Genomic DNA, 14829 nt, shown 5'->3' with positions numbered 1-14829 from the left:
CGCGACGAATCGATCCATGAACGCCACGCATCGATCCATGACCGAGGCGAGCTCCATGACCGAGGCGAGCTCCGCGACCGCGGTGACCTCCGCGACCGCGGTGACCTCCGCCTTCGACGCCCTAGCCGACGAGATCGCCCAGGGCGGCCGCGGCCTCCACGCCCTGCCGGCCGACCTGAACGCGGACGAGACCGCGCTCGTGCGGCGCACCGCGCTGGCCCGCAAGCACGGCGTGGCGCTTCCGGTGACAGGCGACTACACCATGACCCTGGCGCGGGCCCGCTGCGAGAACGTCATCGGCGCCGTCCAGGTGCCTGTGGGCGTCGCCGGGCCGCTGCTCATCCACGGGGAGCGGGTGCGAGGCGAGGAGGTGTACGTGCCGCTGGCCACCACCGAGGGCGCCCTGATCGCCTCGGTGGCGCGCGGCTGCAGGGCCCTGGGAGCAGCGGGCGGGGTCACCGCCCGGGTGGAGGACGTCGGGATCACCAGGGCGCCGGTGTTCGCGACCTCCGGCATCGAGGAGAGCCGCCGCCTCATGGCCTGGGTCCGGGAGAACCTTGAGGAGATACGGGACCTCGCCGCCACGTGCAGCCGCCGTCTGCACGTGGCGGAGGTCCGGCCGCAGGCCGTCGGAAGCTCCGTCTACCTGCGGTTCCGGTTCACCACCGGTGACGCCATGGGGATGAACATGGCGACCATCGCCTGCGAGCGGATCGTGCGCGAGCTGATCGAACCGGCCACCGGCATCCGCTGCGTCGCCCTGTCGGGCAACTACTGCACGGACAAGAAGCCCTCAGCGGTGAACCTCCTGGAGGGCCGCGGCAAGCGCGTCTTCGCCGAGGCCCGGCTCGACGCGGACGTCCTCGCACGGGTCCTCCGCACCGACCGGAAGAGCCTGTGCGAGGTGCAGTACCGCAAGAACCTGCTGGGCTCGGCCGTGGCCGGCACGCTCGGCGGCTTCAACGCCCACTACGCGAACATGGTCGCGGCGCTCTTCCTCGCCACCGGCCAGGACATCGCCCAGGTCGCGGAGGCCTGCCAGGGGATCACCTGCGTCGAACCCCGCGGCGACGGCGTCTACGTCTCCGTCTACCTGCCCGACGTGCCGCTCGCCACGGTCGGCGGCGGTACCGGGCTCGACACCCAGCGCGAGGCCCTTGCCCTGCTCGGCATCCGCCCCGGCCCCGACACGGGCGCCGCGGAGGGGCACGGCGCGCTACGCCTCGCCGAGATCCTCGGCGCCGTGGTCCTCGCGGGGGAGCTGAACCTCCTCGCCGCCCTGTCGAGCGGTGCGCTCGCCTCCGCGCACCAGCGGCTCGGCCGACCGGTGGCACCGTGACCACCGCGGCGGCCGTGCGCGCCCGGGCTCCCGGGAAGCTCATCCTCGCCGGTGAGCACGCCGCCGTGGTGGGCGGCCCGGTACTGGCCGCCGCCATCGGGCTGCACTGCACCGCCGTCGTACGTCCCCGCCGGGACGGAGCCGTCGAGCTGCTGCTGCCCGACGTCGGCGTACGACGTGTCACCGACTGGCCGACCCTCAGCCGCTACACCGCCGAGGCGCGGCGGCGCTGGTCGGCCTTCGCCACCGACCCGGGGGGTCCCGCCTTCGCGGCCGTACGCGGCGACGACCCGGCACATGTCGTGGCCGCGACCCTCGGCGAGACACTCCCGCACCTGCGGCACGCGCCCTCCGGCATCAGCCTCACCGTGACCTCCGGCCTCCCGGTCGGGGCGGGCTTCGGCAGCTCGGCCGCCACCGCGGTCGCCACCTGCGCGGCCGTGCTGGCGCACCACCACGGGGCGCCCGACGCGGAGTCGGTCGCCGCGGTGGCCGCCCGCACCGAGAAACTGCAACACGGCACCCCCTCCGGCATCGACACGGCGACGGTGCAACGCGGCGGTACGCAGTGGCTGCCTCGCGACACCCACCGGACCGCCGGGGCCGTCGGCCTGCCCATCGACGAGGCCGCGCTGAGCATGTTCGCACTCCATCACACGGGACCGGCCGCCGAACCCACCGGCCAGGTCGTCGCAGCCGTCCGCGCCCGCCTGACACCCCAGGCGCTGGCCCAGTCCGAGCACGCCACCACCTCTCTGAGCGCCGCACTGGCCCGCCCACGGCCCGACCGGTCGGAGGTCATCGCCGCGATCCGGGACAGCGCGCGCTTCCTCGCCCGGCTCGGGGTCGTACCGGAGGGCGTCGCGGCGGCGATCCGGACCGTGGAGGAGCACGGCGGCGCGGCCAAGATCTGCGGCGCCGGATCACTCACCGGCCCGGGGGCGGGCGCCCTGCTCGTCGTCCGCCCCGACGACGGCCCGGCCACCGCCCCGGGCCTCGCCCCCTTCACACCCGTGGCCGCGCCGCTGGGCGTCGCCGGACTGCATTGGGAAGAGCTATGACCAACCCCGTCACGGCCGTGGCACCGGCCAACATCGCCCTCATCAAGTACTGGGGCATGACCGACCCGACGGCGGTGCTGCCCGCCAACCCCTCCCTCTCCATGACGCTGAGCCGGTGCGTGTCCCACTGCACCGCCGAGAAGCTGGACGCGGCGGGAGAGGACGAACTCCGGTGGCGTACCCCGGACGGCGGCACCGTGCCCGCCCCGGCGCCGATCGCCGACGGCATCCGCCGCCACCTGCTGCGGCTGCGCGGCGACGAAGGGCCGGCCCTGCGCATCACCACCGGCAACACCTTCCCCACCGCCGCCGGCATCGCCTCGTCCGCTTCGGGATTCACCGCGCTCACCCTCGCCGTCACCACCCTGCTCGGCCGACAGCCCGACCCCGCCGACCTGTCCGTCCTCTCACGGCTCTCCGGCTCGGGCTCGGCCGCACGCTCCGCCTACGGCGGCTACGTCCGGTGGCCGGGCACACCGGAGGACCCGAACAGCGCCGCCGCGCCGGTCCTCGACGCCGACGCGTTCCCCCTGTGCGACGTGATCGCCGTCGTCGACGACGAGCCCAAGGAGATCAGCTCACGAGAGGGCCACCGGCGGGCCGTCACCAGCCCCTACTTCTCCCGCCGCCTGGAGACGCTCCCGGCGCGCACAGCGACCGTCGAACGCGCGCTACGGGAAGGGGACTTCGCCGCACTCGCCGAAGCCGTCGAGCAGGAGGCCGTCGACCTCCACCTGATCGCGATGTCGGCCAGTCCGCCCGTCTTCTACTGGCAGCCGGCCACCGTCGCCCTCCTCGCCCTGGCACGCGAACTGCGCGCCGACGGCCTGGACGTCTGCGCCACGATCGACGCCGGCCCCAACGTCCACCTGCTGACCACCGCCGCCCACCGGGACCAGGTCCTGGACGCCGTCACCGCGACACCGGGCGTCCTCACCACGATCGCCGACGAGACCGGAACCGGCCCCTACCTCACGGACGCGCACCTCACCCGCTGACCGGACGGGGCCCGCGGCGAGAGGAACCGGTCGCGGGTGACGGCGGTGCCGCTCCAGGTCGGTGAGCACCGGGTCCGGGTCCGGGTCCGGGTCCGGGGGCGAGGGTGACCGCGGCGTCGGGCGCGGACCCGTCGGCGCATGGGCGAACGGGCTGTGCCCCGGGGGTCAGCCCGCGCCCCGTGCGCCTCAGGACTCCCGGGGACCTCCGGAGGGTTCGCCCGCCGTACCGCGGGCAGTCATGGGACCGTCGCCGTGCGGTGACCCGCGGGCGCTGTCCTTGGGGCGCTTGCCGGGAAGGCCCGGCCGGCGCACCCGTACCCCCACCGCCCGTACTCACCCCCGGAGGGCAATCCCCCCATGACCGACCTCAATCGCCGCCGGTTCCTCCAGCTGACCGGCGGCGCCGCCGCGTTCACGCTGCTCTCCGAGAGCATCGCCCGCGCCGCCTCCATACCGGCGCAGGGATCGACCGGCACCATCCAGGACATCGAGCACATCGTCGTGCTGATGCAGGAGAATCGTTCCTTCGACCACTACTTCGGGGCGCTGAAGGGCGTACGCGGCTTCGGCGACCCCCGCCCGGTGACCCTGCCGAGCGGAAAGTCGGTCTGGAACCAGTCGGACGGCTCGAAGGTCACCCTGCCCTTCCGGCCGACGAGCGACAAGCTCGGCATGGAGTTCCTCCAGGGCCTCAACCACGACTGGGCCGGTGGGCAGAAGGCCTTCAACAAGGGCAAGTACGACCAGTGGATCCCGGCCAAGACCAAGGCCACGATGGCGTACCTCAACCGTGAGGACATCCCCTTCCACTACGCGCTCGCCGACGCCTTCACCATCTGCGACGCCTACCACTGCTCGTTCATCGGCTCGACGGACCCGAACCGCTACTACCTCTGGAGCGGCCACACCGGCAACGACGGCACCGGCGGCGGCCCGGTCCTCAACAACGCCGAGGCGGGGTACGGCTGGAAGACGTACCCCGAGCGACTGGAGGCGGCCGGGGTCTCCTGGAAGGTCTACCAGGACACCGGCGACGGGCTGAACGCCGCCGGCTCCTGGGGCTGGATCAACGACGCCTACCGCGGCAACTACGGCGACAACTCGCTCCTCTACTTCAACACCTACCGGAACGCCCAGCCCGGCAACCCGCTCTACGACAAGGCCCGCACGGGCACGAACGTGAAGAACGGCGACACCTACCTCGCCGACCTGCGCGCCGACGTGCAGGCGGGGCGGCTGCCCCAGGTCTCCTGGATCGCGGCCCCCGAGGCCTTCTCGGAGCACGCCAACTGGCCCTCCAACTACGGCGCCTGGTACATCGCCCAGGTCCTCGACGCACTGACCTCGAACCCGGACGTGTGGGCGCGTACCGCCCTCTTCATCACCTACGACGAGAACGACGGCTTCTTCGACCACGTCGTCCCGCCGTACGTCCCCGCCTCCTCCGCGCAGGGCCTGTCGACCACCCCGACCACGCTCGACCACTTCCCCGGGAAGACGGGGTACGTCGCCGGCCCGTACGGCCTCGGCCCGCGCGTCCCGATGATCGTCGTCTCCCCCTGGTCCACCGGCGGCTACACCTGCTCCGAGACCTTCGACCACACCTCGGTCATCCGCTTCATGGAGAGCCGCTTCGGGGTGCACGAGCCCCAGATCTCCCCCTGGCGGCGCGCCGTCTGCGGCGACCTGACCTCCGCCTTCGACTTCACGCGGACGGACACCCAGGCCGCCCCGCTCCCGCCGGTCGACGGCTACTACCCGCCGGACCGGAACCGCCACCCCGACTTCCTCGCCACCGCCCCGGCCGTCGGCGCGATGCCCCGCCAGGAGCCGGGCGCCAAGCCCACGCGCCCGCTGCGCTACGCCCCGTACGTGGACGGCGCCGCCGACACCACCGCGGGCACCTACCGCCTCACCTTCAGTGGCGGACCCTCGGCCGGCGCCCAGTTCTACGTGACCTCGGCCAACCGCACCGACGCCCCCTGGACGTACACGGCCGAGGCCGGGAAGTCGATCGCCGACACCTGGAACACCAAGTACTCCAAGAGCCTCACCGACCTCACGGTTCACGGCCCCAACGGCTTCCTGCGCCGCTTCCGTTCCCCCGGCAAGACGGCGGTCCCCGAAGTCACCGCCCGCCACAACGCCACCACGGGCAACCTCGACCTCACCTTCACCAACGCGACCACGGCCGACGCCCAGCTCACCGTGGCCGACGTCTACGCGGGCGGGCCGCAGACGGTCTCGGTCCCCAAGGGCGCCACGGTCACCCGCTCCCTGGACCTGACCGCCGCGCACCGCTGGTACGACGTGACGATCACGTCCTCGTCGTCCGCGGAGTACCTCCGCCGCCTGGCCGGACACGTCGAGACGGGTGCCGCGAGCGTCACGGACCCGGGCATCCTGACGTACTGACCCCGGCTCATCTGAGGCCGAACCGGCGACCGGATCCTCCGCGCGGGCGGAAGGTGTTCTTCCCGCGCGGGGACCGGTCGAACCTCACTGACGACCGACATGGCCGTATCCACAACTCCTTTACGTACTGGCTGATTTGCTGCTGTTTTTGTGGTGAAGCCGCGGGAAGGATGTGGCTGCTCTGCGGGCTGTCGCAGTTCATGCCGTGTGTCAGGTGTCGTGTGCCGTTTTGGCGTGTGAAGGGTCGGGGCGAGAACGATGACCAGTGGGGTACGGAGACATCGCTGGACGTGGAGAATTCCACGGGTCTCATGGGCTCGCAGCCGGGGGCCGGCGCTCATGCTGGCACTCGCGTTGCCGGTGACGATGGTCTCGGCCAGTGAGATGAACTCGCCGGACGTGGTGCCCGTGGCCGCCGTCGTGCAGCCGCTCGGCGGCTGCGTGCCGGGGGCTGCGGCGCGTACCGAGGACACGGCCGCGCGCCCGTCGACGGCGTGGGTCAACCCGGACACCGGGGTGACCAAGCGCGTCGCGCGGGCCGGTGCCGAGGTGACGCTCGCGCCCGAGGCGGTGTCCGAACCCACCGAGGTCGGAATCGAACCGCTGGACCAGGCCGCCCTGCCGGAGCTCGGCGCGGGCATGGAGAACGTCACCAAGGGGCCGGTGGGCTACCGGTTCACCCCCACGCCGCACACCTTCGAGACCGGCATCACCGTCTCCCTGCCGTACGACTCCGAGGCGCTGAAGAGCTCCGGGCACACCCCGGGCGACATCAGGACCTTCTACTTCGACGAGGCGGGCACCTGCTGGCGGGCGCTCGAGCGGATCGCGGTCGACGAGGAGGCGCAGGTCGTCGTCTCGCGTACGGATCACTTCACCGACATGGTGAACGCGGTGGTCACCGCCCCCGAGGGCCCCGATCAGGTCTCCTCGGACCCGAACCGGATCCAGAACATCCAGGCCGCCTCCCCGGTCACCGGCGTCAACCAGATGGCGGCTCCGGGCGCCAACTCCCAGGGCGACGCCCGGCTTTCGTACCCGATCGAACTGCCGTCCGGACGTGCCGGCCTGGCGCCGTCCCTGTCGGTGGAGTACGCCTCGTCGGCCGCCGAGGGCTGGCTGGGCACGGGCTGGGACCTGTCCGTCCCGTCCATCTCCGTCGACACCCGCTGGGGTGTGCCGCGCTACGACGCGGCCCGGGAGACCGAGACCTATCTGATGGGCGGCGATCAGCTGACGCCCCTGGCCCACCGAGGGACACCCGGACCCCGGAGCACCGGCGACAAGGTCTTCCACGCACGGGTCGAGGGCGGCTTCGAGCGGATCGTGCGGACGGGTGACTCACCGACGACCTACGGCTGGGAGGTGACCGACAAGTCCGGGGTGCGCTACCTGTACGGAGGCGAGGGCGCCACGCTCGCCGACGACGCGGGCAACGTCTTCTCCTGGGCCCTGCGCGAGGTGCGCGACCCGCACGGCAACACGGTGCGCTACCGGCACGCTCTGGTCCAGGACGCCGGTGTGGCGGGCGGTACCGTCGCCGGCCGCGCCCTGTACGTGCAGCGGATCTCGTACACCGGGCTCGGGGACACCGACGGGCCCTACACGGTGACGTTCGTACGGGACCGGGAGCTGGGCGAGGCGCGGCGGCCCGACGTGTCGATCGACGCACGCGGCGGGTTCAAGCGGGTGACGGCCGACCTGCTCCGCCGGATCGAGGTGCGCTTCCAGGACAAGCCGGTCCGCTCCTACGAACTCGCCTACACCACGGGTGCGTTCAACAAGACGCTGCTGGCGTCGATCGCCCACCTCGGTGCGGACGGCAAGGAGTTCAACCGGCACGCGTTCGAGTACTTCGACGACATCCGCGACGCGCAGGGCGCGTACGACGCCTTCGCCAAGGTGGACTGGACCTCGCCGGACGACAACGTCCGCAACGGCGCCGTCAACAGCGTGAAGCCGGGGGCCGGCGAGGCGGGCGCCCTGCACGGCAACACCTCGAAGAGCGTCGGCGGCCACCTGTACGTCGGCTACGGCGCCAAGGCCTCCAAGAACGGCTCGGTCGGCATCAAGGCCGGCTACAGCAGGTCCGGCGACGAGGGACTCCTCTCGCTGCTGGACGTCGACGGCGACAGCCTGCCGGACAAGGTGTTCAAGCAGGGCGGCGGCTTCGTCTTCCGCAAGAACCTCTCGCGGCCGGGCGGTGAGCCGAGGTTCTCCGACACCACGACCGAGCTGCGGAACCTGCCGGGCATCCTCAGCGAGTCCGCGAACTCGCTCACCGTGGGTGTGGAGGGCTACCTGGGCGTGGCGGCACAGCTGGACTACGTCGACACCGTCTCCACCACCCGGCGCTACTTCAGCGATGTCAACGCCGACGGCGTGGTGGACCTGGTCGACGGCTCGTCCGTGCGCTTCGGCCGCGTCGGCACGGACGGCACGGTGACGTACGGACCGGCCTCGCAGACCCCCGTGCCGATCGGCGCGGGCCAGGTCGACACCGGCGGGCTGCTGCCCGACTACACGGCCGAGCGCGAGCGGCGCATCGACTCGTCCCCGCTGGTCGACACGGTGCGCAGGTGGACGGCTCCGTACGACGGCACCATCCGCGTCACCGGGACCGTGGCGCTCGAGAAGACCGACGAGCGCGCGGAGTTCTCCCGCCCGGACGGCGTGCGCGTCGCCGTGCAGCACGAGGACGGCGAACTGTGGTCGCGGCGCATCGAGGCCGGCGACGACACCGCGTACGCCCCCCAGGGCGTGGACGCGATCGAGGTGAAGCGCGGCGAGCGGCTGTACTTCCGCGTCGGCTCCGTCTTCGACGGCGCGGGCGACAAGGTCGCCTGGGACCCGTCGATCACGTACACCGGCTTCGAGGCGACCGACGCCAACGGCCTGCCGCTCCACTCCTACGCCGCCTCGAAGGACTTCACCCTCGCCGGCCGGGCCGGCAGCGTCGAGGTCCCCGTGGACGGCACGCTGCAGCTGACCGGTGACGTACGCAAGACCGCGGCGACCACCGACGACGTCACCGTCCGGATCACCCAGGCCGGGACACCGGTGGTGGAGAAGACCATCGCCGCGGCCGAGACCGGGGACTTCCCGGCCGGCACCACGATCCGCGTCACCAAGGGCCAGAAGCTGTCCTGGCGGATCCTCTCCGACTCGCCGGTCGACGTCACCGCCCTGCAGTGGGCGCCGCTCGCCCGCTACACCGAGGCGGAGGGCGTGACCCCGGCGGCCGGCGACGACGCCCAGCCGCTGCAGTTCCGGCCCCCGTACGACATCGACACGTACGTGCCCTCCGGGCCGGCCGGCGTCCAGCAGCCGATCACGTCCCCCGGTGGCACCTTCACCGTCACCGCCGACGTGACGGCCGCCGCGGGCACCACGGGCCGGCTGGTGCTCACGGTCAAGAAGCAGGGCGCGCTCCTCGCGAAGAAGGCCTTCGACGTCGGTGACAAGCCGTCGGTCGAGGTGACGGCCCCCGCGGGCGAGAACCTGTACGTCGACATCACCGCGGCGTCACCGGAGCTCGCCGCGAAGATCGAGAGCGCCGCGGTGGCGGTGGACGGCGGCCCGGCCGTGCCCGCCACCCTGCACGCACCCTCCGCCGAAGACGTCTTCGGCCGCCTGTACCGCGGCTGGTCCTACATCGGCTACAACGGCAACAGGGACCGCGCCGAACAGCCGATCAAGCAGACCGACCTCACCGCCGACAACATCAGGGAACGACTGCCCTCCGACGTCGACCCGGACCGGGACCGCGAGGCCTTCGAGAACAACCCGAAGATCACCCCGCCCGACGTCGTGCCGTTCGCCCCGGACACCGAACACGGCCGTTGGGGCTCAGGGGAGTTCACCTGGGTGGCGGCTTCCGCCACCTCCAGCTCGCGGTTCGGTGGCCAGACCATCGGCCTGCCCACCGCCGAGTCCCTGGCCTCCTCGCACGCCGTGCCCCGCATGTCGCACTCGACGCAGATCTCCCTGACCGGCTCGGTCGGCGGCGGAGTGGGCAGCGTGGGCGGCAGCGTCGCCCTGGGCACCGCCCGCGGCGAGCTGGACTACCTCGACATGAACGGAGACGGATTCCCGGACGTGGTCGGCGCGGGCGGAGTGCAGTACACCGACCCGACCGGCGTGCTCGGCACCACTCGCGGGTCCGTCCCCGGCGGAGCCGTCCGCGCCTCCGACACCCGCAGCGGCAACGCCAGCGCGGGCAGCGCGGCGCGCACCATCGCCACCGGCCGCGGCCAGGCCGCCCCGCCCGGCTGGGTCACGGCGGACACCTCCTCCGCCGGAAACGACATGCCCCCGCTCGGCATCGGCGGCAACCTCGGCGCCAACCGTGCCGACGCCTCGTACGACCTGCTCGACATCAACGGCGACAGCCTGCCGGACCGGGCGTACGAGGACGGCCGCGTCGCCCTCAACCTGGGATACCGCTTCGCCCAGGCCGAACCCTGGCCCGGCGGCAAGCTCAACGAGGGCCGCGGCTCCACCGCGGGCCTCAACATCGGCTTCAACACCGACTTCTACGGCTTCGGCGGCGGCGCCTCCTTCCAGCAGCAGTCGTCCTCGACGAAGAGCTCGCTGGCCGACGTCAACGGTGACGGCCGCGTCGACCGGGTGTTCGCCGGCAACCCGGTGCGGGTCGCGCTCAACACCGGCACCGGCTTCGCCGAGCCCGTCCCCTTCCACGGCAGCCTCAACGGCATCAACGCCGACTCCAACGCCCAGCTCGGCGGCGGCGTCTACTTCACCGTCCCCATCTGCTTCGTGGTCGGCTGCCTGATCATCAACCCGGGCGTCAACGTGTCCACCGGCGCCTCGCGCGCCGAGCAGATGATCCGCGACATCGACGGCGACGGCCTGGCCGACCACCTCGCCTCCGACAAGGACGACGAGCTGGTCGTCGCCGCCAACCGCACCGGCCGCACCAACCTCCTCAAGAACGTGACCCGACCCCTGGGCTCGCGCATCGACCTCACCTACACGCGCGACGGCAACACCTACGACCAGCCCGGCTCCCGCTGGCTGCTGTCCGGCACGCGGGTCCACGACGCCCTGCCTGGCGACGGCCCCGACACCCAGGCGTTCTCCTTCTCGTACAAGGCCGGGAAGTACGACCGCCTGGAGCGCGAGTTCCTCGGCTACGGCACCGTCACCAGCACCCAGCTGGGCGAGGCCGACAAGCCCTACCGCGCCACGGTCCGCGAGTTCGACACCCGCGGCCACGCCACCCGCGGCCTGCTCACGCGCGAGGCCGTCACCGATGCCTCCGGGGCCCTGTTCACCGAGACCCTCAACACGTACGCGCTGCGGGAGGTGTTCTCCGGATCGGTCTTCCCGCGGCTGGAGCGGACCGAGGCACGCTGGTACGACGGCGAGGGCGGGGCGACACCGGGCCAGTCCACGTCCACCGAGATGAGCTACGACGACCTCGGCAACGTGGTGCGCAAGGTGGACTACGGCGAGCCCGGTGCCGCTGACGACGTCGAGACCAGGACGAGCTACACCGCGTGCGCCGACACCCACATCGTGGGCGTCGGGCAGTCGGTGGAGGTCCGCGGCGGGGGCACGCTCATGCGCTCGCGTGACGCCGAGGTGAACTGCACCACGGGCGACGTGACGCGGCACACCGCGCACCTGGAGAACGGCACCGAAGCCGTCACCGACCTCGTGTACAACGCCGACGGCACCCTCAAGTCGATCACCTCACCCGAGAACCACCGGGGCCAGCGCTACCAGCGCACCTACGAGTACGACGAGCCGACCGGCACGCAGGCCACGGCGATCGTGGACAGCTTCGGCTATCGCTCCACCGCCTCCTACGACCTGCGCTTCGGCCAGCAGACCGAGTCCGCGGACATCAACGGCCGCAGGACGCTGTCGGAGTACGACGCGCTGGGCCGCCTCACCGCCGTGACCGGCCCGCACGACCTGGACGCCGGGCGGCCGACGATCGCCTTCGAGTACCACCCCGACGCGCCGGTCCCGTACGCGGCGACCCGCCATCTGGACCGCGACGCCGCGGGCACGGTGAAGAACGACACGATCGACACCGTCACCTTCACCGACGGCCTCGGCCGCGTGGTCCAGACGAAGAAGGACGCGACCGTCGGCGGCGCGGACGTCATGACGGTCTCCGGCCATGTCGTCTTCGACGCGCTGGGCCGCACCGTCGAGCAGCACTACCCCGTCACCGAACCGAAGGGTGACGCCGGCACCGTCCTCAACACCGCCATCGACACCGTCCGCCCCACCACCCTCACCTACGACGTCCTCGACCGCACGCTGCGCACCACCCTGCCGGACGGGAACTCCACGTCGGTGGCGTACGGCTTCGGAGAGGACCGCGCGGGCACCGTGCGGTTCGAGACCGTGTCCACCGACGCCAAGGGCAACCGGACCACCGCCTACAGCGACGTACGGGAGAAGCAGACCGCCGTCCGCGAGCCCGGCGCGAAGACCGGCGACGCGCCGATCTGGACCAGCTACGTCTACGACCCGCTGGGTGAGATCACCAAGGTCACCGACGACCACGGCAACATCACCACCTCCGCCTACGACAACCTGGGACGCCGCACCGTCGTCGACTCCCCGGACGCCGGCCGTAACGTCACCGGCTACGACCCGGCCGGCAACGTGATCCGGCAGCAGACCGCGAACCTGGCGGCCAAGAACCAGGCCATCACCTACACCTACGACTTCGACCGCGTGACCGAGATCAGCCACCCGGTCTTCACCGACAACGACGTCCGCTACACCTACGGCGCGCCGGGCGCGGAGCACGACGCCGCCGGCCGGGTCACGAGGATCGAGGACGCGGGCGGCGAGGTGACACGGCGGTACGGCCCGCTCGGCGAAGTCACCGAGGAGACCCGTACCCTGCCCGGCCCCGGACCGCACGTCCGCACCTTCACCACCGGCTACCGCTACGACAGCTTCAACCGCATGCTGTCCCTCACCTATGCCGACGGCGAGCGGCTGTCCTACACCTACGACAGTGGCGGTCAGATCAGCGCCGCCGTCGGCACCAAGAACGGCTTCGACTACACCTACGTCCGGTCGCTCACGTACGACAAGTTCGGCGACCGCGCCGCACTGGAACTGGGCAACGGCACCCGCACCGCCTTCACCTACGGTGCCGAGGACCGCCGCATGGCCACCCTCACGTCCACTCTGCCGACGGGGTCCGCGTTCCAGAACCTCGCCTACGAGTACGACGCCAACGGCAACCTCACCAGCCAGAAGAACGTGACCCGACTCCCGGCGGAAACCCCCAAGCTGGGCGGCCCCACGGAGCAGACCTACACGTACGACAACCTGAACCGGCTCACCGGCGCCGAGGGCTCCTTCCGGTTCATGGCGAACAAGACCGACCGCTACACCTACTCCACCTCGTACGACACGATCGGCAACATCACCGCCAAGGACCAGCGCCACGGAATCCTCGTGGGCAACGGTCACGAGCAGGTCCAGAAGAACACCACGTACAGCCAGAGCTACGCGTACGCGGCCTCTCGCCCGCACGCCCCGTCCGTGATCGGCCGGGCGACCCTCACCTACGACGCCGACGGCAACCTGACCGACAGCGTGTCGTCCGCGCCCGGCAAGCCACGCCGCCAGCAGATCTGGGACGAGGAGAACCGGCTGGCCTGCGTCCACGACACGGCCAAGAACCAGGACCAGGCACAGGACCCGTCCTCCTGCAACCAGCCCGGCAAGCCGCCGTCGGTCCGCTTCACCTACGACGACCAGGGCAACCGGGTGGTCAAGGACGGAGCCCAGACCACCCTCTACCCGAACCAGTTCTACACGGCGCGCAACCAGACCGAGTTCAAGCACGTGTACGCCGGCGGCACGCGCATCGCCACCAAGACCTCGAAGCCGGGCAACGCCTACGAGAAGGACCAGTTCTTCTTCCACGGCGACCAACTGGGGTCGGCCAACTTCGGCACGGACGGCTCCGGCCGGCTGGCCGAGCACCTGGACTACTTCCCGTCCGGTGAGACCTGGGTCGACGAAAGCCCCGGCGAGAAGGATCCGTACGGCTTCACCGGCAAGGAGCTCGACCAGGAGACCGGCTACACCTACCACGGCGCGCGCTACTACGACCCGCGCGGCGGGATGTGGGAGTCCACCGACCCGGCGCTGACCGAGTACCTGGACGGCGGGTCGAACGAGGGCGTCCACCAGCCGTCGAACCTCCAGCTCTACGGCTACGCCTACCAGAACCCCCTGCGGTACACCGATGACGACGGCCGTCAGCCGGGAGAGCCGTTCAACCTGGGCCAGCACCTGCGGGAGAAGTACACGCTCCACCACGACCAGGCGATCGTGATGGCCGCGGCACAGCTCCAGGCGATGGGCGCGGCACGGCCCGGGGGCACCTGGCAGGTGTCCATGGACCTCCAGTCGGTCAAGGGCGGGGGCGATCCCCGGAACAGGGTGATCGCCAACGGCGGCCGGGCCGACCTGCTGCTGTGGACGGACTCCACGGTCTACGTCTGGGACGCCAAGAACAAGGGCGGCCGGGCCGAGGACTCCGGCGCCGGCGATGTGGAGTGGTACGTCGCCGGCATCACGGCGCAGCTCAGGGCCCAGGGCGACATGCGCCGGGTCGCGGCCGGCTTCGATCTGCTCCCCATGCAGGCTCCGTCGGCAACCCAGCCCAACACGATGCTGCAGGTCGAGTCGTCGACGAAGCACCCCGGGAAGGGAGTCATCACCTACTCCGCTTCGCAGCGTGCACCGCAGACGGTCCCGGTGCCCGTGACCGCACCGCAACCGCAACGCTCGCGTCTCCAGACGGCGGCGAAGTACGTCGGCGCCGGCTTGCTCATCGTCGGCGCCGGCGCGCTCATCGTCGGCACCCTCGCCGAGGACGTCGCCACCGGCGGCGCCGGAATCGCCGACGACCCGGCCTCCTTCGGCGCGGCCGCCGCCATGGCGAGAACGGGCTGGGCACTGGTCCCGTAGACCGGGGTGACTCCGCATCGGGTGCCGTCGC

General features: G+C 71.6%; 5 protein-coding genes. All 5 read left to right on the top strand.

What is annotated here, in order from left to right:
- Positions 1–37: 37 nt before the first annotated feature.
- The 5 genes from OG580_RS04030 (at position 38) to OG580_RS04010 (ending at position 14798) form a co-directional block, all read left to right on the top strand.
- Positions 38–1339: a hydroxymethylglutaryl-CoA reductase gene (locus OG580_RS04030; protein WP_267042248.1), complete on the top strand. Its 1302-nt coding sequence runs from the start codon at positions 38–40 to the stop codon at positions 1337–1339.
- Positions 1336–2400 (top strand): mevalonate kinase, encoded by a 1065-nt coding sequence (locus OG580_RS04025; protein WP_267042247.1) that lies wholly within the window; start codon positions 1336–1338, stop codon positions 2398–2400. Before OG580_RS04030 ends, OG580_RS04025 begins: the two co-directional genes overlap by 4 nt.
- On the top strand, positions 2397–3398 hold the full coding sequence (gene mvaD, locus OG580_RS04020; protein ID WP_267042246.1) for a diphosphomevalonate decarboxylase: 1002 nt from the start codon (positions 2397–2399) through the stop codon (positions 3396–3398). Before OG580_RS04025 ends, mvaD begins: the two co-directional genes overlap by 4 nt.
- Before the next feature lie 357 nt (positions 3399–3755).
- The gene (locus OG580_RS04015) at positions 3756–5813 is read left to right on the top strand and encodes a phosphocholine-specific phospholipase C (protein ID WP_267042245.1); all 2058 of its coding nucleotides are present in this window, start codon (positions 3756–3758) and stop codon (positions 5811–5813) included.
- Positions 5814–6152: 339 nt separating this feature from the next.
- Positions 6153–14798 carry a SpvB/TcaC N-terminal domain-containing protein gene (locus OG580_RS04010; RefSeq protein ID WP_267042244.1) on the top strand — a complete coding sequence of 2882 codons (8646 nt, stop codon included), beginning with the start codon at positions 6153–6155 and terminating at the stop codon, positions 14796–14798.
- The last annotated feature ends 31 nt before the right edge of the window (positions 14799–14829 follow it).

This window comes from Streptomyces sp. NBC_00094 (genome assembly GCF_026343125.1).
Classification (GTDB): Bacteria; Actinomycetota; Actinomycetes; order Streptomycetales; family Streptomycetaceae; genus Streptomyces.
This window is presented reverse-complemented; position numbering and strand designations above follow the sequence as displayed.